Annotated in this window: 18 protein-coding genes; 15 read left to right on the top strand and 3 right to left on the bottom strand. The window is 67.8% G+C overall.

Translation table 11 applies throughout. The annotated features are described in order from the left end of the window. The first annotated feature begins 73 nt into the window (after positions 1 to 73). From secD to AC07PV_RS22290, 3 genes are read left to right on the top strand one after another with little or no spacing between them, the layout of a single operon-like run. Entirely contained in the window at positions 74 to 1,957 is a 1,884-nt protein-coding gene (gene secD / locus AC07PV_RS22300; protein WP_218297125.1) for a protein translocase subunit SecD, read from the top strand. Between the two features lie 26 nt (positions 1,958 to 1,983). Beyond that, positions 1,984 to 2,934 (top strand): protein translocase subunit SecF, encoded by a 951-nt coding sequence (secF, locus tag AC07PV_RS22295; protein ID WP_218297124.1) that lies wholly within the window; start codon positions 1,984 to 1,986, stop codon positions 2,932 to 2,934. 17 nt (positions 2,935 to 2,951) lie between these two features. After that, the gene (locus tag AC07PV_RS22290) at positions 2,952 to 5,327 is read left to right on the top strand and encodes a DUF1631 domain-containing protein (RefSeq protein WP_492245166.1); all 2,376 of its coding nucleotides are present in this window, start codon (positions 2,952 to 2,954) and stop codon (positions 5,325 to 5,327) included. Between the two features lie 64 nt (positions 5,328 to 5,391). Here the strand turns inward: AC07PV_RS22290 and dprA are convergent, their stop codons facing one another. Then, positions 5,392 to 6,576, bottom strand: coding sequence for a DNA-processing protein DprA (gene dprA, locus AC07PV_RS22285; protein WP_494631382.1), 1,185 nt, complete (start codon positions 6,574 to 6,576; stop codon positions 5,392 to 5,394). Between the two features lie 90 nt (positions 6,577 to 6,666). Beyond that, positions 6,667 to 7,884, bottom strand: a complete 1,218-nt coding sequence (locus AC07PV_RS22280) for a LysM peptidoglycan-binding domain-containing protein (RefSeq protein ID WP_218297121.1) — start codon at positions 7,882 to 7,884, stop codon at positions 6,667 to 6,669. 199 nt (positions 7,885 to 8,083) lie between these two features. Between AC07PV_RS22280 and def the strand changes: the two genes are divergently transcribed. From def to AC07PV_RS22220, 12 genes are all read left to right on the top strand, one after another. Next, positions 8,084 to 8,593, top strand: coding sequence for a peptide deformylase (gene def / locus AC07PV_RS22275; RefSeq protein WP_218297120.1), 510 nt, complete (start codon positions 8,084 to 8,086; stop codon positions 8,591 to 8,593). A gap of 35 nt (positions 8,594 to 8,628) precedes the next feature. Continuing rightward, positions 8,629 to 9,099, top strand: coding sequence for a hypothetical protein (locus AC07PV_RS22270; protein WP_370627759.1), 471 nt, complete (start codon positions 8,629 to 8,631; stop codon positions 9,097 to 9,099). A 28-nt stretch (positions 9,100 to 9,127) separates the two neighbouring features. Continuing rightward, positions 9,128 to 10,117, top strand: coding sequence for a methionyl-tRNA formyltransferase (fmt, locus tag AC07PV_RS22265; protein ID WP_218339422.1), 990 nt, complete (start codon positions 9,128 to 9,130; stop codon positions 10,115 to 10,117). Positions 10,118 to 10,164: 47 nt separating this feature from the next. Next, a complete protein-coding gene (locus tag AC07PV_RS22260) occupies positions 10,165 to 10,938 on the top strand; it encodes an AzlC family ABC transporter permease (RefSeq protein WP_255594857.1) in 774 nt (257 codons plus the stop codon). Next, complete coding sequence (locus AC07PV_RS22255) at positions 10,935 to 11,288, top strand: AzlD domain-containing protein (protein ID WP_218297116.1); 354 nt, start codon at positions 10,935 to 10,937, stop codon at positions 11,286 to 11,288. The genes AC07PV_RS22260 and AC07PV_RS22255 overlap by 4 nt, the downstream gene beginning before the upstream one ends. 99 nt (positions 11,289 to 11,387) lie before the next feature. Beyond that, positions 11,388 to 12,587 carry a phosphoglycerate kinase gene (locus AC07PV_RS22250; RefSeq protein ID WP_218297115.1) on the top strand — a complete coding sequence of 400 codons (1,200 nt, stop codon included), beginning with the start codon at positions 11,388 to 11,390 and terminating at the stop codon, positions 12,585 to 12,587. 209 nt (positions 12,588 to 12,796) lie between these two features. Next, a complete protein-coding gene (locus AC07PV_RS22245; RefSeq protein ID WP_218297114.1) occupies positions 12,797 to 13,486 on the top strand; it encodes a hypothetical protein in 690 nt (229 codons plus the stop codon). Further along, on the top strand, positions 13,483 to 14,040 hold the full coding sequence (locus AC07PV_RS22240) for a FlgO family outer membrane protein (protein WP_218297113.1): 558 nt from the start codon (positions 13,483 to 13,485) through the stop codon (positions 14,038 to 14,040). The genes AC07PV_RS22245 and AC07PV_RS22240 overlap by 4 nt, the downstream gene beginning before the upstream one ends. A gap of 166 nt (positions 14,041 to 14,206) precedes the next feature. Continuing rightward, complete coding sequence (pyrF, locus tag AC07PV_RS22235; RefSeq protein WP_218339420.1) at positions 14,207 to 15,034, top strand: orotidine-5'-phosphate decarboxylase; 828 nt, start codon at positions 14,207 to 14,209, stop codon at positions 15,032 to 15,034. 54 nt (positions 15,035 to 15,088) lie between these two features. Further along, a complete protein-coding gene (locus AC07PV_RS22230) occupies positions 15,089 to 15,985 on the top strand; it encodes a LysR family transcriptional regulator (RefSeq protein WP_218339419.1) in 897 nt (298 codons plus the stop codon). Between the two features lie 197 nt (positions 15,986 to 16,182). Further along, the gene (locus AC07PV_RS22225; protein ID WP_218339418.1) at positions 16,183 to 17,172 is read left to right on the top strand and encodes a Bug family tripartite tricarboxylate transporter substrate binding protein; all 990 of its coding nucleotides are present in this window, start codon (positions 16,183 to 16,185) and stop codon (positions 17,170 to 17,172) included. Then, on the top strand, positions 17,169 to 18,161 hold the full coding sequence (locus AC07PV_RS22220; RefSeq protein WP_218339417.1) for a M14 family metallopeptidase: 993 nt from the start codon (positions 17,169 to 17,171) through the stop codon (positions 18,159 to 18,161). The genes AC07PV_RS22225 and AC07PV_RS22220 overlap by 4 nt, the downstream gene beginning before the upstream one ends. Positions 18,162 to 18,241: 80 nt before the next feature. On the opposite strand, the gene AC07PV_RS22215 is transcribed toward AC07PV_RS22220, so the two are convergent. Beyond that, a complete protein-coding gene (locus tag AC07PV_RS22215) occupies positions 18,242 to 19,360 on the bottom strand; it encodes a helix-turn-helix transcriptional regulator (protein ID WP_255590976.1) in 1,119 nt (372 codons plus the stop codon). Positions 19,361 to 19,558: the final 198 nt, after the last annotated feature.

Below are 19,558 nucleotides of genomic sequence, written 5' to 3'. Positions count from 1 at the left end.
AGAGCCAGATCCACGGCGTCCCTGGCAGGGGTCGGCGCATGGCGCCATGCACAACTGAGATAAGAGCGCGATCATGAACCGTTATCCGGTCTGGAAGTACGCGATCCTGGTGATCGTGCTGCTGGTGGGGGTCCTGTACACCCTGCCCAATTTCTTTGGCGAAGCGCCTGCGGTGCAGGTTTCGTCGGCCAAGGCCACCGTCAAGGTGGACACCGCCGTGCAGCAGCGGGTGGAAGAAGCGCTCAAGGCCGCGGGCGTCACGCCCGACTTCGTGGCGCTGGAGGGCAACTCGGTGCGCGCGCGCTTTGACACGCCCGACACCCAGCTCAAAGCCAAGGACGCGATCCAGAAGGCCCTGGTGCCCGATGCCAGCGATCCGTCGTACATCGTGGCGCTGAACCTCGTGTCCCGCTCGCCCGTCTGGCTCAAATCCCTGCATGCCAACCCCATGTACCTGGGCCTGGACTTGCGCGGTGGCGTGCACTTCATGCTGCAGGTGGACATGCAGGCGGCCCTGACCAAGAAGGCCGAGTCCTATGCGGGCGACATCCGCACCGCGCTGCGCGACAAGAGCATCCGCCACGGCGGCATCAGCCGCGAAGGCCAGAACATCGACATCAAGGTGCGCGACGAGGCCATGCTGACGGCGGCCCGCAACCTGATCGCGGACCAGTTCACCGACCTGCAGGTCGCCAGCACGCCCGAAGGCAGCGAATTCAAGCTGCGCGCCTCCATCAAGCCCGAAGCCACGCGCCGCGTGCAGGAGCAGGCCCTCAAGCAGAACATCGTCACGCTGCACAACCGGATCAATGAGCTGGGCGTGGCCGAGCCCGTGATCCAGCAGCAGGGCCTGGACCGCATCGTGGTGCAGCTGCCCGGCGTGCAGGACACCGCCAAGGCCAAGGACATCCTGGGCCGCACGGCCACGCTGGAAGTGCGCATGGTGGACGAGGGCACCGAGGCCCGCACCGCCGAGACCGGCCGCGGCCCCGTGCCGTTCGGCTCCGAACGCTACCTGGAGCGCAGCGGCCAGCCCGTGATCGTCAAGAAGCAGGTCATCCTGACCGGCGAGAACCTGACCGACGCGCAGCCCGGCTTCGACGGCCAGACGCAGGAGCCGACCGTCAACCTCACGCTGGACGCCAAGGGCTCGCGCATCTTCCGCGACATCACGCGCGAGAACGTGGGCAAGCGCATGGCCATCGTGCTGTTTGAAAAGGGCAAGGGCGAGGTGGTGACGGCCCCCGTGATCCGCAGCGAAATCGGCGGCGGCCGGGTGCAGATCTCCGGCCGCATGACCACGGCGGAAGCCAACGACACCGCGCTGCTGCTGCGCGCGGGCTCGCTGGCCGCACCGATGGAAATCATCGAGGAATTCACCATCGGCCCGACGCTGGGCGCAGACAACATCGAACGCGGCATCCACAGCGTGGTCTGGGGCCTGGCGGCCATCGCGGTCTTCATGTGCTTCTACTACACGCTGTTCGGCGTGTTCTCCAGCATCGCGCTGGCCGTGAACGTGCTGCTGCTGGTGGCCATCCTGTCGATGCTCCAGGCCACCCTGACCTTGCCGGGCATTGCCGCCATGGCGCTGGCCATCGGCGTGGCCATCGACTCGAACGTGCTGATCAACGAACGCATCCGCGAGGAACTGCGCTCCGGCATGTCGCCGCAGGCGGCCATCCATGCGGGCTACGAGCGCGCCTGGGCCACCATCCTGGACTCGAACGTGACGACGCTGATCGCGGGCCTGGCGCTGCTGGCCTTCGGCTCCGGCCCGGTGCGCGGCTTTGCCGTGGTGCACTGCATCGGCATCCTGACCAGCATGTTCTCGGCCGTGTTCTTCTCGCGCGGCCTGGTGAACCTGTGGTATGGCCGCCAGAAGAAGCTCAAGAGCGTGTCGATCGGCCAGGTCTGGAAGCCGGACGCCGATGCCGCCGTGGCCAAGACGAACTAAGAAACTCCAAGCAAGGAACAAAGATCATGGAGTTTTTCCGCATTCGAAAAGACATCCCGTTCATGAAGCACGCGTTGATCTTCAACGCGATCTCCTTCATCACGTTCGCGCTGGCCGTGTTCTTCCTGCTCACGCGCGGGCTGCACCTGTCGGTGGAGTTCACGGGCGGCACGGTCATGGAAGTGGCCTACAGCCAGCCGGCCGAGCTGGCCAAGGTCCGCGAGACGGTCTCCGGCCTGGGCTATCCCGACGTGCAGGTGCAGAACTTCGGCACGGCCCGCGACGTGATGATCCGGCTGCCCGTGCAAAAGGGCGTGACGTCGGCGCAGCAAAGCGAACAGGTACTGGGCGCGCTCAAGGCAGCCAACCCCGAGGTCACGCTGCGGCGCACCGAGTTCGTGGGCCCGCAGGTGGGCGAGGAACTGGTGCACGGCGGCTTGATGGCGCTGGCCATGGTCGTGGTGGGCATCGTGATCTACCTGGCCTTCCGCTTCGAGTGGAAGTTCGGCGTGGCGGCCATCATCGCCAACCTGCACGACGTGGTGATCATCCTGGGCTTCTTCGCGTTCTTCCAGTGGGAGTTCTCGCTGTCGGTGCTGGCGGCCGTGCTGGCCGTGCTGGGGTATTCGGTCAACGAATCGGTCGTGATCTTCGACCGGATCCGCGAGGCCTTCCGCAAGTACCGCAAGATGACGACGCACGAGGTGATCGACCACGCCATCACGAGCACGATGAGCCGCACGATCATCACCCACGCGTCCACCGAGGCCATGGTGCTGTCGATGTTCTTCTTTGGCGGCCCGAGCCTGCACTACTTTGCCCTGGCGCTCACCATCGGCATCCTGTTCGGCATCTACTCCTCCGTGTTCGTGGCCGCGGCCATCGCCATGTGGCTCGGTGTGAAGCGCGAAGACCTTGTCAAGCCCGTGAAGAAGGATGGGGATCCGAACGATCCCCATGCCGGGGCCACCGTCTGAACCGCTAATATCGGTCCATGCAAGCCACGCCCCCTTCCGTTCCACAGCGCCGCCTGGCCCGCCAGGCGCGCCAGCGGTTCGTAGAGGGGCTGTGCGGCGGACTCCCGGACCTGGACAAGACGGTCCTGGACTTCCTGACAACGCTGATGTCCCAGACGGGCACAGCGCGCGAAATGCAGGCGCACCGCGATGCCTGGATGCAATATCAGCAGCACCATGCTGCCTGGACCGAACGCACCGGCAAGGCCTGGCGCGATGCGCTGGCGCCGCACAGCAGCACCACCCGCGGCACCCTCGCCACCGGCGGCGCGAGCCCCCAGTTCGAGCTGCTGAGCGACGACGTGGTGGAAAACAAGATCCTGGCTTCCCGCATGGCCCTCACGGTCAGCGAACAGGTCAGCCACCAGTTCGACACCTTGCGCCAGCGCACCCAGTCGCTGGAAGGGCAGGAGCTCGACAGCAGCGACATCCTCCGGCCCGATGCCGTGTGCCTGCTGCTGGTCGAGCAGTGGGTCGAGGCCGGCCTGCCCCGCACCGACCTGCAGACCGTGGTGGACCCGTTGCAGCGGGAACTGGCCAACCTGCTCCAGAAGCAGTACCAGGCCGTCAATGTGTTCTATGTGGAGCAGGGCGTCACGCCCCAGGCCGACCTCAAGTCGCGCGTGCGGCGCACTTCGGGCGGCACGGTTGCCGGCGGCGCCAGCAACTCCGGTGCCGGGGGCCTGGCGTCCCAGGCGCTGGCCCAGACGCGGGAAGCCATGGCTGCGGCGCGCGGCGGCGGCATCCCCCAGCCGGGCGGCGGCCACCCCATGCCCCAGCATCACCTGCCCGGCGGCAGGCCGCCGGCGGGCTATCCGCGGCATGGCCTGCCCACGGGGTTTGCCACGGGCATGACCCCGCTGGCGCGGGCCCGCCAGCGGGCGCAGGGCGTGATGGGGCAACTGCGCAGGCTGCTGACGCAACCGGCGACCGGGTTCGACATGGTCAATGCCCCGCCGGCTTCGGCCGCGCTCGCCCATGCCCTCACCGCCCACCGCGTGCACGCCGACACCTACTACAGTGGCGTTGCCACCCTGATGGAAGACTACAGTCCCGCGGCCGTGGTGCAGTTGGCGGGCGCGGTGCGCGAACGCTCGACCGAGCTCAAGAAGAAGGCCTCCACCGCCGGGGAAAAAGCCATCATCGAAGTGGTGGCCCTGATGTTCCAGAGCATCCTGGCCGAGGACCGCATCCCGCCGGCCGTGCGTGTCTGGTTTGCCCGGCTTCAGGTGCCCGTGCTGCGCGTGGCGCTGGCCGAGCCAGAGTTCTTCAGCAACCTCAACCACCCCGCGCGCCAGTTGATCGACCGCATGGGGGCCTGCGTGATGGGCTTTGATGCCACCAGCATCAATGGCAGCGCGCTGGAGGCGGAAATCCGCCGCGTGGTCCAGGTGATCGAGCAGTACCCCGAGACCGGCCGGCGTGTGTTCCAGCTGGTCTACGACGAGTTCGAGAAATTCCTGTCCAAGTTCCTCACCGAAAAGCAGGCCACCTCGCGCCTGGTCACGGTGGCCCAGCAGGTCGAGCAGAAAGAAACCCTGGCGATCCAGTACACCATCGAGCTGCGCACGATGCTGCGCGACATGCCGGTGCGCGACGAGATCCGCGAGTTTCTCTTCAAGACCTGGGCCGAGGTGCTGGCCCTGTCGGCCGTGCGCGACGGCCCGCAGCACGCAGACACCGTATCGCTCAAGCGCACGGCCGCGGACCTGGTCTGGGCGGCCAGCGCCAAGCCCAACCGCAGCGACCGCGCGCAGGTCATCCAGAATCTTCCGGGCCTGCTGCAACGCCTGCGCCAGGGATTGGCCCTGATGGGGGTGAACGGCCCGGCGCAGGATGCGCAGATCAAGGTCCTCACCGACACGCTGGCCGACGCCTTCCTCTCCAAGACGGCATCCATTCCGCAGGCACACATCGACGCCATGGCCAAGCGCCTGGCCAACCTTGAGGATTTCATCAACGACGCGACGCTGGGCGACATGCCGCTCAACGCCGACAACATCGAGATGATGCTGGGCATCGATGCCTCCTCCATCCATGTGGTCGCCGACAACGGCGCGCCCGTTCAGGACGACATGGTCGCCTGGGCCCAGGAACTGCAGCCTGGCACCTGGTACACGCTGGACCACAACGGGGCATCGGCCCAGGTGCAATATGCCTGGCAAAGCCAGCGCAAGCAGCTGCATTTGTTCGCCGCTGTCGACGGCAGCAGCTACCTGATCCAGTTGCGCAGGCTCGCAGCCTATCTGCAGGCCGGCTTGCTCGTCGCCCAGGAAGAAGAGGGCCTGACCTTGCGCGCCACGCGCGATGCGCTGGCCAAGCTGGACGCCAACCCCGAGCGGCTTCTGGACTGACCAGGTCCGGACGCACCGAACGAAGCGGCGCGCGCCCGAACCACCACCGTCCAGAGGGGGCGCCTCAGGCGGTCCCCAGCCGCTGGAACAGGCCGCCCGGCAAACGGGCAACGCGGCCCTCGAGCTCCAGCTCCAGCAACGCCACCTGCAGCGACGCCGCATCCATGCCGGTGCGGGCCACCAGGGCATCCACGCCCATGGGGTCAAAACCCAGGGCCTTCAGCACAGGGCTGTCTGCCCCCCCGGGGATGCCCGGGTCGGTGTTGCTGCATGCTGATCCGGAGTCAACGAGCTGCCTGTCCACCGCCGGGGCGGAAGGCAGGCGCAACTCTTCCAGCACGTCCTGCGCGGACTCCACCAGCTTGGCCCCCTGGCGTATCAGCGCATGGCAGCCCCGTGATTGCGGTGCGTGGATGGAGCCGGGAATCGCAAACACTTCGCGGCCCTGTTCGGCCGCCATTCGGGCAGTGATCAGCGACCCCGAGGCCAGTGCCGCCTCGACCACCAGAGTCCCCTGGGAGAGGCCGGAAATGATGCGGTTGCGCTTGGGAAAATTGGCGGCCAGCGGTGGCGTGCCCAGGGGGTACTCGCTGACCAGAAGCCCGTGCGTGGCGATGCGGTGCGCGAGGTCCAGGTTCTTGCGCGGATAGACACGGTCGAGCCCCGTGCCCACCACGGCAATGGTGGCAGGTGCAACCTGCGCCGCGGCTTCAGTGACAACATCCAGCGCCCCTTCATGGGCCGCAGCATCCACCCCCAGCGCAAGCCCCGAGACAATGGTGAGGCCCGCCCCGCGCAGTGTCCGGGAAAAAAGCCGCGCGTTGTCCGCGCCTTGGGCGGTGGGATTGCGGCTTCCGACCACCGCGAGGCACCGGCCAACGGGAAACGGGGCCTGCGTGACCAGCCGGGCAGGGCCCATCAGGTACATCAGCAGCGGCGGGTCTTCGGTATCCAGCAGAGACTGTGGATACCGGTGGTCACCCAGCGTGACCACCGCGCGCGCAGGCCCCTGGGGATCGGCGCCCTCCAGCCATTGCCAGGTGGTATCGAGCAGCGCTTCCCATTCGCTGGGCACGGTGCACAGCGCCTTGGCCTGGGCCAAGGTCACACATTGCTGCAGCGCAGACTCCGATTGCTGGAAGACCGCCTGGGGCAGGCCAAAGCGCGCCAGCAGGCGCCGTGCGGCGCCATTGCCCACCCCCGCGGAGAGGGTGAGGCGCAACCATGCTCCCAGCTCGTCGCGGTCCATGATGGCGGTTGTAGAAGTCAAACAGCAGCAAAACAGGCCAGGGCCCGTGCCGCCCCTGGACGGCTTCGCGGCCCCGGCAGGTCCGCGCAGTTACTCCTGGGGATTCACCAGGCGGTCGCCAACCCGCACGCCACTGCGAATCTCCAGGATCAGGGCATACGAAACCCGGTCGAAGGTCCGGAACACCATGGCGGTCCCGTTGTTCTCGCTGGGCAGCTTGACCATGGTCTTCGCATCGCCGGTCACATCCTTGATGCGATCGCCCTTGGTCAGCAACGACAGCACATGGCCCGGCTCGATGCCGTCCTGTGAGCCCAGGTTGATCGCAACCACCTGGTTCTGGGCGGCGTAGGCCGCCGAAAAGCTACCGTAGATGGAGACGACCCGCGCGTCGACGTCGATATGGGGCGCACGGGGTGTGTAGCTGGTGAAGACCCGGGCGGGCGCGGGCAGGATGCGGTCCCCCGCGCGGATCTCCTCCTTGGTGCCCGACAGATCCACCGTGGCAGGCACATACTCGGAAATATAGCCGCCCTTGCCGTTGGGGATGTCCTCGAAAGACTCTCCCCGCACCAGCTCGGCCTTGCCCAGATACTGCGCTTCGTACCCCAGGATTTCACCCGTCACGGGATCCTTCATGGCCACGGCATCGCGAAAGACACGGAAGAAACGGGGCTCGCCCGCCTCGGCTCGAACGGGGGCGGAGGCATCCCCGCGCACATAGGCCCGGTCGCCACTGGCCATCAGCACCCGGTCTTCGGTGGTAGCGATGATGCGGGGAGCGCGCTGCAGCACCTGGGCATCCACCACCAGGGGCTCCACGAGGAAAGGCTCGATCAGGTGGGGCTTGAGGGTGGGCAGCGCGGTGCTGGCCAGGCTGTCGCTGCGGGTGCGCGGAGACACGCGCACCGTCTGCGTCTCGGGTTCCGCCACGCCCGGGGGCGTGGTCCGCAGGCGTGCGTAGCCTCCATCCTTGTCCAGATACAGCGTCTGGCCCGGGTAGATCAGGTGGGGGTTCGGAATGGACTGGAGGTTCATGCCCCACAGCTCGGGCCAGCGCCAGGGACGCTTGAGGTACATGCCCGAAATGCCCCACAGCGTGTCGCCGCGCTTGACGGTATAGGTATCCGGTGCGTTGGGCGCCAGCTCCGAAAGGGGAACGCCACGCTCCGATACCTGCTGTGCGGTCGCGCGCTGGCCGCTGGAGATGGGGTGGTTCTGCGCCTGGGCCGGGGCGATCAGCAAAGCGCCAGCGATCATGGTGAGCGCGCCCAGGGCGGTCCGCCGAACGCTGGTGAATGCCGTCATGTTGTTCCTCTTCTCATGCATTGTGAAACGCCCCCTCACTGGCGCCTCGGTGCCAGCAGCATGCGGGCGACCGGGCAAATACGTTACAAACCCTCTTAGATTCTCTGCTCAAGCCCTTGATTCGGCAACGATTATTGGCCTGCAACGCTGCGGCGAACCTCAAAAGTGGCGAAAATAGCGACATCTCTCGGCAGCATCCATGGCAATCCTTCCCATTCTCTGTTACCCGGACCCCCGGCTCCACAAGGTCGCCCGCCCCATCGAGGCGGTGGATGACCGCGTCCAAAAGCTGGCGGCCGACATGCTCGCCACCATGTACGACGCCCACGGCATCGGCTTGGCCGCCACCCAGGTGGACGTGCATGAGCGGCTGGTCGTCATCGACGTGTCCGAGGAGCGCGACGCGCCCTTGGTGCTGATCAATCCGGAACTTGTCTGGACCAGTGCGGAAAAACACCTCAACGACGAGGGCTGCCTCTCGGTGCCCGGTATCTATGACGGCGTGGAGCGCTTCGATGCCGTGCATGTGCGGGCACTGGATGCGCAGGGACAGTCGCGCGTCATCGAGGCCGATGGCCTGCTGGCAGTCTGCATCCAGCACGAGATGGACCATCTGATGGGCAAGGTGTTCGTGGAATACCTCTCGCCGCTCAAGCGCAACCGCATCAAGACCAAGATGATCAAGCAGCAGCGGGGGGCGCGCGAGTGACCCGCCCGGCGCTCTGCACCCTCAGGGGTGGCGGAGTGCTGGCGCTGTCGGCGCTGGTGGTCCAGCTCGCGGGCTGCGCGCTACCCGCCCGTGAAACGCCCGGCGCGCTGCGCGCCGATGTCATCGCCAGGCTGGGACCGCCCACCGCCACCTTCTCCCTACCGGGCGGCGAGCGGCTGCTGTACTCCGAGCTTCCCGCGGGGTTTGCGGCCTACAACCTGGATTTCGACGCCAGCGGCAAGCTGGTGCGCAACGAACAGGTGCTGACGCAGACGCGCTTTGAGAACATCCCCGTCGGAGCCTGGACCCTCGCCGATGTGCAGCGCACCTTCGGCGCCCCCTTGCGCGTGGAACGGGTGGCGCGTTTTGATGGCGACATCTGGACCTACCGCTTCCGCCAGAATTCCGACCCGCGCCTGGCCCATGTCCACCTGGACCGCCAGGGCGTGGTGCGGCTCGTGATGTTCACGGACGAACAGCCCAACTTCGACAACACGCGCGACTGACCTGCCGCGCACCACCCCATTGGTTTCCATGAGAGTCATTTTTGCCGGCACGCCCGAATTCGCCCGCGCGGCGCTGGAACAGCTTCTGGCCGCAGGCTTCACCGTCCCGCTGGTCCTCACCCAGCCCGATCGCCCCGCGGGCCGCGGCATGAAGCTCCAGGCGTCTCCCGTCAAGCAGTGCGCGCTGGACCACCGCATTCCCGTCGCCCAGCCGCGCAGCCTGCGCCTGGAAGGCAAATACCCGGACGATGCCGCAGCAGCGCGCGACGCCCTGCTGGCCGCCCAGGCCGATGTGATGGTGGTGGCCGCCTATGGGCTCATCCTGCCGCAGTGGGTGCTGGACCTCCCGCCACGGGGATGCCTGAACATCCATGCCAGCCTTCTGCCGCGCTGGCGCGGCGCGGCGCCCATCCACCGCGCCATCGAGGCCGGGGACGCGGAAACCGGCATCACGATCATGCAGATGGACGCTGGCCTCGATACCGGGCCCATGCTGCTCACGGAGCGGCTGGCCATCGCGCCGACGGACACGACCGCCTCCCTGCACGGCCGGCTGGCCTCCCTGGGCGGCCGCATGATCGTGGAAGCGCTCGAACTGGCCGCCTGCGGGGGCCTGCGGGCAGAGCCCCAGCCAGCCGAAGGCATCACCTATGCCCACAAGATCGAAAAAACCGAAAGCACCATCGACTGGTCTTTGCCTGCCACGCTGATCGGGCAGCGCATCCGGGCCTTCGATCCCTTTCCTGGCGCCAGCACCGAATGCGCAGGAGAAACGATCAAGGTATGGAGCTATGAAATAGATAGCAATATACCCGCTAACGGCAAGCGCCACGGCCAGATACTCTCGGTGGACGGCCAGGGCGTGGCGGTGGCCTGCGGCGAAGGCGCGCTGCGCCTGACCACCTTGCAGCGCGCCGGCGGCAAGCGGCTGGCGGCAGCGGATTTCCTGCGGGGGTTCGACCTGCAGCCCGGCATGGTGCTGGGCGCCGCGCCCGCCGCGGCGGTGGCGCCGGCATGAGCCGCAGGGACCTCATCGGCCGCACGCTGCGCCACCCCTCCTTTCGCATGGCCGCCACCGACATGGTGGGCACGGCCGTGGGCATTGGCGCGTGGGGCCTGGTCACCGGGGTGGTCATGGTCAAGAGCGGCCTGCCCATCGGCATGGCCGTCTTCATGTCCCTGGTGGTGTATGCCGGCAGCGCGCAGCTGGCGGTCATCCCGCTGATGGCGGCGGGCGCGCCGCTGTGGGTGGTCTGGCTCACGGCCAGTTGCGTGAACCTGCGCTTCGTGATCTTCAGCAGCATGTGGCGCAGCTACTTCGCGCACTTGCCCGTGCGGCAGCGGCTGGCCGTGGGCTATTTCAGCGGCGACGTGATCTATGTGGCCTTCATGAAACGCTTTCCCGAACCGCGTCCGCAGCCCGAGCAGTTGCCGTACTTCTGGGGCGCGGCGGCCACCAACTGGCTGGCCTGGCAGGTGCCGTCCATCGCGGGCATCTTCCTGGCCAATGCCGTGCCGCTGTCCTGGGGCCTGGGGTTCGCGGGCGTGCTGGCGCTGCTGGGCGTGCTGCTGTCGCTGCTGTTCGACCGGGCCACCTGGCTCGCCACGGGTGTCGCCGCGACGGCCGCGATCGCTGCCTTCGCGCTGCCGCTCAAGCTCAACATCCTGGTGGCCCTGGCCGCCGCCGTGGCCGCGGGGTTGCTCATGGAGGCCGTGGACCGCCGCCGCCACAAGCCGGAACTGCTGCTGGTGCCCGCCGACAGCGTGATGCCGCCCGAGGAACGCGAACACGTCGAGGCGGGCGACATCGTGCCGCTGCGCGAGGAGCGCCACCCATGAATGCGCCCTGGTCGTCCTGGTGGGATCTGCTGGAACCCTTCATCGCCGTGGCGGGGCTGGCCGTCATCACGGTGGTCTCGCGCTCCTTCTTCATGATTCCCGAGCGCGAGCTGCCCCTGCCCGACTGGCTCAAGCGCGGCCTCAAGTACGCGCCACTGGCCGCCCTGACGGCCGTGATCGCGCCCGAGATCCTCATCACCCGGGGCGAGCTCATCGATACGCTCATGGACGCCCGGCTCCCAGCCGTCCTGTGCGCGAGCGCGTACTACTTCTGGCGGCGGGGCATCCTGGGGACCATCGTGGTCGGCATGGCCGTGTACCTGCCGCTGCACATCGGATGGGGCTGGTAGGGATCGGTGGCGGGGCGGGGCCGCGGGATGGGGCTGCGGGTGGGGCCGCCTAAAATGGCGGCCCTGATCCACGTGCCCCCACCAGGAAGCCTCCCTCCCATGAACATCCTCCGCTTTTCCGATCTCTGTGCCCAGGGCAAGGCCCAAGGCCAGCGCGTCTTCATCCGCGCCGACCTGAACGTTCCACAGGACGACGCCGGCCGCATCACCGAAGACACCCGCATCCGCGCATCCATTCCCTGCATCCGCATGGCGCTGGACGCCGGCGCCGCGGTGATGGTGACCAGCCACCTGGGCCGTCCGACCGAAGGCGAATTCAAACCCGAGGATTCCCTGGCCCCCGTGGCCGCGCGCCTGGCCGAGCTGCTGGGCCGCGAGGTGCCCCTGGTCTCGAACTGGGTGGACGGCGTCGCCGTCGCCCCCGGCCAGGTCGTGCTGCTGGAGAACTGCCGCCTGAACGTGGGCGAGAAGAAGAACAAGGAAGACCTGGCCCGCAAGCTGGCCGCGCTGTGCGACATCTTCGTGAACGATGCCTTTGGCACCGCCCACCGCGCCGAAGGCACGACCTACGGCATCGCCCAGTTCGCACCGATCGCCTGCGCCGGCCCGCTGCTGTCGGCCGAGATCGATGCCCTGACCAAGGCCCTGGCCCATCCCCAGCGCCCGCTGGCGGCCATCGTGGCGGGCTCCAAGGTATCGACCAAGCTCACCATCCTCAAGAGCCTGGCCGACAAGGTGGACCAGCTCATCGTGGGGGGCGGCATTGCCAACACCTTCATGCTGGCGGCGGGCCTGCCCATCGGCAAGAGCCTGGCCGAGCCCGACCTGCTGGAAGAAGCGCGCGCCGTGATCGCCGCCATGAAGGCGCGGGGCGCGGAAGTGCCGATCCCGACCGACGTGGTCACCGCCAAGAGCTTTGCCGCCGACGCCCCCGCCACCGTCAAGGCCGCGGCCGATGTGGCAGAGGACGACCTGATCCTGGACATCGGCCCCGACACCGCCGCCCGCCTGGCCGCCCAGCTCAAGTCGGCGGGCACCATCGTCTGGAACGGCCCCGTGGGCGTCTTCGAATTCGCCGCCTTTGAGAACGGCACGCGCGAGATCGCCAAGGCCATCGCCGACTCGCCCGCGTTCAGCATCGCCGGTGGTGGCGACACCCTGGCGGCCATCGCCAAATACGGCATCGACAAGCAGGTGGGCTACATCTCCACGGGAGGTGGGGCCTTCCTGGAAGTGCTGGAAGGCAAGACGCTGCCCGCGTTTGAAATCCTCGAAAAACGCGCCGTTACCAGTGTTTGAAATTTGTTACACGCGGACGCACAAGCAAATGCAGCCGCGCGTAAGCAAGCACGCCAATCTGTGACCAAAAACAACGAATTGCGTGTGTCTGGGCGTAGTTACCTCAATTTTTTCTTGTTTTTGTTGAGTATCGCGCCCAGAATTATTTTTCAATCGCGTGGGATGTATCTGTTCATGTCCCCGCCTCTCAAAGTCCGTAGGAGGGAATCATGAAATTTTCAAAGGCAGTCAGCTTGGCGGTGCTCGCCGGCGCTGTGGCTACTTTGGCGGGATGTGCTTATCGTTCGCCCATTCCCCTGGCGGAAAACTTTGAGCTCACGGTACAACCCAAGGTCCGCTCCGCCGGTCACTGGGAACTGGTTTCCAACGACGTGGTGGCGCAAACGCTCAGCACGCTCGACAAGTCTGGCATGGCTCCGGGCACGCCGCTGCATGTGGCCTTGCCGCCCAACCCCAGCCCGTTCGACCTGGCGTTCCGCGACTTCCTGATCACCAAGCTGGTCCAGAGCGGCGCCCCCGTGCTGCAAGACCCCGGCCAGACGCTCAACGTGACCTACAACACGCAGGTCGTTCGCCACAACAGCCCGCGCCCCCATTTCATTCCCGGCCAGTTCACCATGATCGCCGCGGGCCTGATGGCCGCCTATGGCCTGCGCCACGAACACCTGGACGCGCAGATGCTGGCCACGCTGGGCCTGACCTCGCTGGCCGACTACGGCGCCAGCATCAACTCGGGCGGCCCCACCAACACCGAAATGATCCTGACCACCACCGTGACGCGGGGCGGCCAGTACGTGGCACGCAAGACCGATGTGTACTACCTGGAAAACGCGGACACGCCGTTGTTCCTGCGCCCCTCGTACTACAAGAACGTCAACATGAAGGTGGTCTCGCAATGAAATCCACAGCACTTCTGACCGCGCTGGCCGCCGCAGCCCTGCTGGCAGGTTGCGCCAACAACGGCACGCCCGTGCGCACGGAGCCCACGTACCAGGAAGCCGCCAACAACCAGTTCCTGGCCAACAGCCGCGATGCCGTCGCCAAGCTCACCGCGGGCTTTGACCTGAGCGCTGCAGGCAGCGGCCCGGTCCTGGTGGCCACCGTCGTGAACGTGAACGACCTGAGCCGCTCGGCCCCCCTGGGCCGCACGCTGTCCGAGCAGTACGCCTCGCACATGGCGTCCAGCGGCTTCAACGTCAAGGAAATCAAGCTGCGTGGCGACGTGTTCGTGCGCGAAGGCGCCGGCGAGCTGCTGCTGTCGCGCGAGATCAAGGACATCGCGCGCAGCCACAATGCGTCGCTGGTGCTCGTCGGTACGTACTCGGCCGCGGCCAACTACACCTACGTGAGCCTGAAACTCGTGCGCACCGAAGACAGCCGCATCATCCGCGGCTACGACTACGCACTGCCCAACGATCGCGACGTGCAGCGCCTGCTGGCCGTACAGCGCTGAGCGGCCGCCCGCAAGCCGGTCCCGCACAAGAGCAACAAAAAAGGCCGTCGAGACGGCCTTTTTTGTTGCCCGCCGGCGGCCACCAGGCCATGCCGGTGCCACGGCAGCCGTCCCGGCCGCCAGAAAACCCCGCCGCGGCGGATGCCCCCACCTAAAATCACGCCCCATGACTTTCACCGACATGCTGCGCGACGCCACGGCGCAGAACAACTCCCTGCTGTGCGTGGGCCTGGACCCGGAACCCACTCGGTTTCCTGCGGGAATGCAGGGCGAAACGCACAGGATCTACGACTTCTGCGCGGCCATCGTGGACGCCACGGCCGACCTGGTCTGTGCGTTCAAGCCCCAGATCGCCTACTTCGCCGCGCATGGCGCCGAAGACCAGCTTGAGCGCCTGATGCAGCACATGCGCGCCAACGCGCCGCACGTGCCGGTGATCCTGGACGCCAAGCGGGGCGACATCGGCTCCACGGCCGAGCAGTACGCCAAGGAAGCCTTCGAGCGCTATGGCGCCGATGCGGTCACGCTGTCGCCCTTCATGGGGTTCGACTCCATCGAGCCCTACCTGGCCTACCACGGCAAGGGGGCCTTCCTGCTGTGCCGCACCTCCAACCCGGGCGGCGACGACCTGCAGACCCAGCGCCTGGCCAGCGTCGAAGGCCAGCCGCTGATGTACGAGCACGTGGCGCGTCTGGCGCAGGGCCCCTGGAACAAGAACGGCCAGCTGGGGCTGGTGGTTGGCGCCACCTACCCGCAGGAGATCGAACGCGTGCGCGGCATCGCGCCCACGCTGCCGCTGCTGATTCCCGGCGTGGGAGCCCAGGGGGGCGATGCCGTGGCCACGGTGCGGGCGGGGCTGCGCGACGGAGGGCCGATCATCGTGAACTCGTCGCGCTCGATCCTGTACGCATCCAAGGGCGGCGACTTTGCGGCCGCCGCCCGTACCGAGGCCCAGCGCACCCGCGCGGTGCTCGAAGCGGCGCGCGCGCGCTGATCCGCCCGCGCACGGCCCCCAGCCCCGCGCCGCCGCCGCACCCCGGATCGGCCCATGCAGCTCAAGTGGCTTGAAGACTTCATCGTTCTCGCGCAGGAGCGCAGCTTCACGCGCGCGGCCGAACTGCGGCATGTGACGCACCCCGCATTTGGCCGGCGCATCCGCGCGCTGGAGGCCTGGGCGGGAACGCCGCTGGTGGAGCGGGGTGGCGGCCCCGTCTCGCTCACGCCCGCGGGGCAGAGCTTTCTGGAGACCGCAGGCCACATGGCGCGCAGCCTGGCGCAATCGCACGAGGAACTGCAGAGCCTGGCCGGCCGGCAGGCCCGCACCGTGACGCTCGCCACGGGCCGCACGCTGGCACGCACCGTAGTGGCCGACTGGCTCGTGCGGCTGCAGCCCCTCCTGCAGAACGGCGAACTGTGCATCCGCACCCGCGCCCTGGCCGACACCGTGGCGATGCTCGAGCGCAACGAGGCCGACTTCTCGCTGGTCTACCACCATCCGGCACTGGCGATCCGGCTGGACGCGCGCCAGTTCACGCACGTCACCGTGGCCTCCGACCGGCTGGTGCCCGTGTCGCGCGCCACCGCGCAGGGCCAGGCGCTGCACCGGTTCGGGCAGGGCACGGCACTGGTGCCCTACCTGGCCTACGCGCCCCAGCTGGCCCTGGGCCGGCTGGTGGAAGACCACCTCACGCAGAACCCCCACGCGCCGCGCCTGCAGCGCGTGGTGGAGTGCGACTCCGCCGACGCCCACTACGAATACGTGCAAAAGGGCCTGGGCGTGGCCTGGCTGCCCTGGTCCATGGTGCATGCCGACTGCAAGGCCCGGCGCCTGGCGCCCGCGGGCGACGCGCGCATGGAAGTGCGCTTCGACGTGCGCCTGTACCGGCCCAAGCGCCGCCTGGGGCCCCTGGCCGAGGCGCTGTGGAAAGCCCTCTCCCAGCGCTGAAGCCCAGGGGTTTCCACCAGGGCCTGCAACCCATTTGGCAACAGACCGTGCCGTTTCGGCACCACGCTGGGGGGCGCGCCTTTTCACAATCGTGCCACCCACCGCGCGTGCCGCCGGGGCCGGCCTGCATGCATGCATGCACCGCCGGCCCGGGGCGCGCGGTGCCCAGTACCCACGACGACCCAGGAGCCCGAACCATGCCCCACACCTTTTCCCGCCGCCGTGCCACGGCCGCCGCCACCGCCCTGCTGTGCGGCCTGTGCTTGCCCGCCGCGTCCGCGCTGGCGCAGGACGCCTACCCCTCCAAGCCCATCACCATCGTCGTGGGCTACCCGCCGGGCGGCAGCACCGACCTGACGGCGCGCACCGTGGCCACGGAGCTGGGCAACAAGCTCGGCGTGCCCGTGGTGATCGAGAACGTCGGCGGCGCGGGCGGCGCCATTGGCGCGCAGAAGGTGGCCAGCGCGGCCCCGGACGGCTACACCCTGCTGGTGGGCGCGAGCAACGAGATCGCCATCAACAAGCTCGTGACCAAGAAGGTGAAATACGACGTGAAGGACTTCACCGCCATCGGCCTGATCGCCTCGCAGCCCCTGGTGCTCGTGGCGTCCACCGGCGCGGGCGTGAAGAACCTGGCCGAATTCACGCAGAAGGTCTCGAAGAACCCCGGCAAGTTCAGCTACGGCAGCTCGGGCGTGGGCACCTCGCTGCACCTGGCGGGCGAGATGGTCAAGGAGCAGGGCAAGCTGTTCATGACGCACATCCCCTACCGCGGCGTGGCGCCGCTGACCAACGACCTCATGGGCAACAACCTGGAGTACGGCGTGTTCGTGCTCTCCAGCGGCCTGCCGCACATCCGAAGCGGTAAGGTGATCGCCCTGGGCACCACCGAGGCCAAGCGTTCGGCCACCACGCCCGAGATCCCGGCGCTGGCCGAAACACCGCAGTACAAGAACGTGGACATCGGCGTGTGGTTTGCCCTCATGGCACCCGCGAACCTGCCCAAGCCGGTGTTCGACAAGGTGAAGAAGGCCCTGAACGACAGCCTGCAGTCGCCCGACTTCAAGAAGAAGATGGAAGCCACCGGCTCCACCGTGGCCGCCACCAACGTGAACATCGACCAGTTCCTGTCCGCCGAAGTGGCCAAGTACAAGAAGATTGTTGAATTCGCCAAGATCGAAGAATGAACGCCCAACACGACCACAGCAACGCGGCCCAGCCGCTGCGTTTTGAACTGCCCGCACCCGACCTCGGCGCCTGGCGCGCGGGCAACACCGGCACCGAGGGCGTGTGGCATTTCGACTCGGGGCAGCCCGGGCGCCACGTGATGGTCAGTGCCCTGGTGCATGGCAACGAGCTGTGCGGCGCGTGGGCCCTCAAGGGGCTGCTCGAAGCGGGCGTGCGCCCCGAACGCGGCACCCTCACACTCGCGTTCTGCAATCTCGATGCATTCGACCGGTTCGACGCCCGCCAGCACGACGCCTCGCGCTTCACCGATGAAGACCTCAACCGCCAGTGGCTGGACGAGCGCATCGACGCGGCCGACACGGCCGAGCGCCGCCGCGCCGCCGCGTTGCGGCCCTTCGTGGCGCGCGCGGACTGGCTGCTCGACATCCACTCCATGCACGAGCCCTCGGCGCCGCTGCTGCTCACCGGCATCCAGCCGCGCAACCTGGACTTGGCGCGCGCCATGCGCTCGCCCGAGCACATCGTGGTGGACGCGGGCCACAAGGACGGCGTGCGCATGCGCGACTACGGCCGCTTTGGCGAGCTGGAGGACAACGGCACCCGTTCGCTGCTCATCGAATGCGGCTTCCACGGCGACCCCGCCAGCCGCGCCGTGGCGCAGGACCAGTGCGTGCGTTTCCTCGCGCAGTCCGGCGCGCTCGGCGACGAGGCACTCGCACGGCAACTGCCCGGCTGGCGCCTGCCCGACGCCCCGCGCCAGTGGGCGCTGGAGGTGACCGGCCCGGTGGTCGCCACCAGCAGCGCCTTCCGCTTCGTGGCGCCTTACACCGGGCTGGAGGTGTTCGAGAAAGCCGGCACCCTGATTGGGGACAACGACGGCGTGCCCGTGACCACGCCCTACGACGACTGCGTGCTGGTGATGCCCTCGGTGCGGCAGGCGCGGGCGGGCGTGACGGTGGTGCGCTACGCGCGGCGGCACCTGCTGTAGGCGGTGGCCAGATCATCAAGATGCTTCTAATTTGATAGCATTCTGCGCTTGATGAGCAAGCGCCAGCAGGCCATTGGCGGCTATTTCATCAGATAGGCCTGCAGCTCCTTGCGGCTCTGGACCCCCAGCCGCGTGTAGATCTGCCGCCGGTGGTACGTGGCCGTGTTGGCGCTGATGCCCATGCGCGTGGCGATCTGCTCCCCGGGCACTCCGCGCGCCAGCCAGTACGCCAGCTCGTGCTGGCGCTGCGGCAGGCCCAGCGCGCGCAGCGTGGGCAGCAGCCGCGCCACGCGCGCCACCCGCTGCGTGATGTGGATGCCCACCGCCCGGCCGCCGTCGAAGTCGCCTTCACCGGCCCCCGCCGCGGCCGCCATCTGCGTGGCGCGCAGCGAAAACCAGCCGCTGGCGTTGTGCAGGTCCAGTTGCGGCAGCGCTGGCGCCCGGCCCCGGCCGGTGCCGCCCTCCTCCACCCAGCGCAGGCGCTCCAGCAGCACGCACAGCGCGGGTGGCAGCTCGTTGCGGCGGTACCAGCGCATGCCAAAGGCCAGCGCCATCAGCTGGTCTGCCTGGGGCGATGTCCACAGCAGCCTGCCCTGCGGCGTGGCGACCAGCATGGCGCTGTCATGCACCACACTGTCCTGCGCATCCAGCTCGCCGGGCTGCAGGGCACGCGCCAGCCAGGGCGAGGTCCGTTCAAGCAGGGCGATGTCTTCAGACGCAAAGCGCGGCGCGCCAGGCCTGCGGCACAACTTGAGCGAGCCCACGCCCCGGCCTTGCGGCGTGCGCAGCACCAGGCTCAGAAAATCCTGCCACTCCGACGGCCGCGCCAGCTCGTTGTAGAAATCGCTGCGGATGAATTCGTGGTGAGTGACCTGGAGGATCTGCTCCATCAACAGCACCCCATGCTCATGGCGCACGGCCGCGTCGAAGTCGTGCAGGCTGTAGCGCACCAGCTTCAGCTCCTGCGCCTTCATCCGCGGGTCGAAGTACAGGTGCATCCACTCGCGCGCGGGTGAGGGCTCGATGTAGGCGTCCAGCGTCCCCTGGGCATCCGGATAGAAAAAAACCCCGCTATCGAAGCCGATGAGGCGGTGCAGTTCGTGCAGCACAGGCTCGATGAGCTGCAGCCCGCTGAAATCCAGGCAGGCCATCTGCCGCAGGCGCGCCAGGGCCTGCTGCTGCGTGCGGGAAAGGGACATGGACATAGGGCGCGTGGCAGGTGCGCCGCATCCATGCGGCACCTGGCGGGAGCGTAACGCATCGCACCGCCCCTGCGCCCCGCCCCCAGGGGTGGGGGACCGGGGGCGATGGGAACTCCTGCCGTGTCAGTGGCAGGGGCTGGCCCGGACACGCCACGAAAAAACTCCCCGCGTTCCTGGCCCCGGCCACCGGCGTCC

It is taken from the genome of Acidovorax sp. GW821-FHT09A11, from assembly GCF_059418365.1.
The sequence above is the reverse complement of the archived record's forward strand: the minus strand, read 5'-3'. Positions and strand labels throughout refer to the sequence as shown.

Coding starts and splice junctions, on each gene's coding strand:
- AC07PV_RS22290 (WP_492245166.1), top strand. CDS start 2,952: ATGCAAGCCACGCCCCCTTCCGTTCCACAGCGCCGCCTGGCCCGCCAG.
- def (WP_218297120.1), top strand. CDS start 8,084: ATGGCAATCCTTCCCATTCTCTGTTACCCGGACCCCCGGCTCCACAAG.
- AC07PV_RS22255 (WP_218297116.1), top strand. CDS start 10,935: ATGAATGCGCCCTGGTCGTCCTGGTGGGATCTGCTGGAACCCTTCATC.
- AC07PV_RS22225 (WP_218339418.1), top strand. CDS start 16,183: ATGCCCCACACCTTTTCCCGCCGCCGTGCCACGGCCGCCGCCACCGCC.
- AC07PV_RS22240 (WP_218297113.1), top strand. CDS start 13,483: ATGAAATCCACAGCACTTCTGACCGCGCTGGCCGCCGCAGCCCTGCTG.
- AC07PV_RS22250 (WP_218297115.1), top strand. CDS start 11,388: ATGAACATCCTCCGCTTTTCCGATCTCTGTGCCCAGGGCAAGGCCCAA.
- pyrF (WP_218339420.1), top strand. CDS start 14,207: ATGACTTTCACCGACATGCTGCGCGACGCCACGGCGCAGAACAACTCC.
- AC07PV_RS22220 (WP_218339417.1), top strand. CDS start 17,169: ATGAACGCCCAACACGACCACAGCAACGCGGCCCAGCCGCTGCGTTTT.
- fmt (WP_218339422.1), top strand. CDS start 9,128: ATGAGAGTCATTTTTGCCGGCACGCCCGAATTCGCCCGCGCGGCGCTG.
- dprA (WP_494631382.1), bottom strand. CDS start 6,576: ATGGACCGCGACGAGCTGGGAGCATGGTTGCGCCTCACCCTCTCCGCG.
- secF (WP_218297124.1), top strand. CDS start 1,984: ATGGAGTTTTTCCGCATTCGAAAAGACATCCCGTTCATGAAGCACGCG.
- AC07PV_RS22230 (WP_218339419.1), top strand. CDS start 15,089: ATGCAGCTCAAGTGGCTTGAAGACTTCATCGTTCTCGCGCAGGAGCGC.
- AC07PV_RS22280 (WP_218297121.1), bottom strand. CDS start 7,884: ATGACGGCATTCACCAGCGTTCGGCGGACCGCCCTGGGCGCGCTCACC.
- secD (WP_218297125.1), top strand. CDS start 74: ATGAACCGTTATCCGGTCTGGAAGTACGCGATCCTGGTGATCGTGCTG.
- AC07PV_RS22245 (WP_218297114.1), top strand. CDS start 12,797: ATGAAATTTTCAAAGGCAGTCAGCTTGGCGGTGCTCGCCGGCGCTGTG.
- AC07PV_RS22260 (WP_255594857.1), top strand. CDS start 10,165: ATGGCCGCCACCGACATGGTGGGCACGGCCGTGGGCATTGGCGCGTGG.
- AC07PV_RS22215 (WP_255590976.1), bottom strand. CDS start 19,360: ATGTCCCTTTCCCGCACGCAGCAGCAGGCCCTGGCGCGCCTGCGGCAG.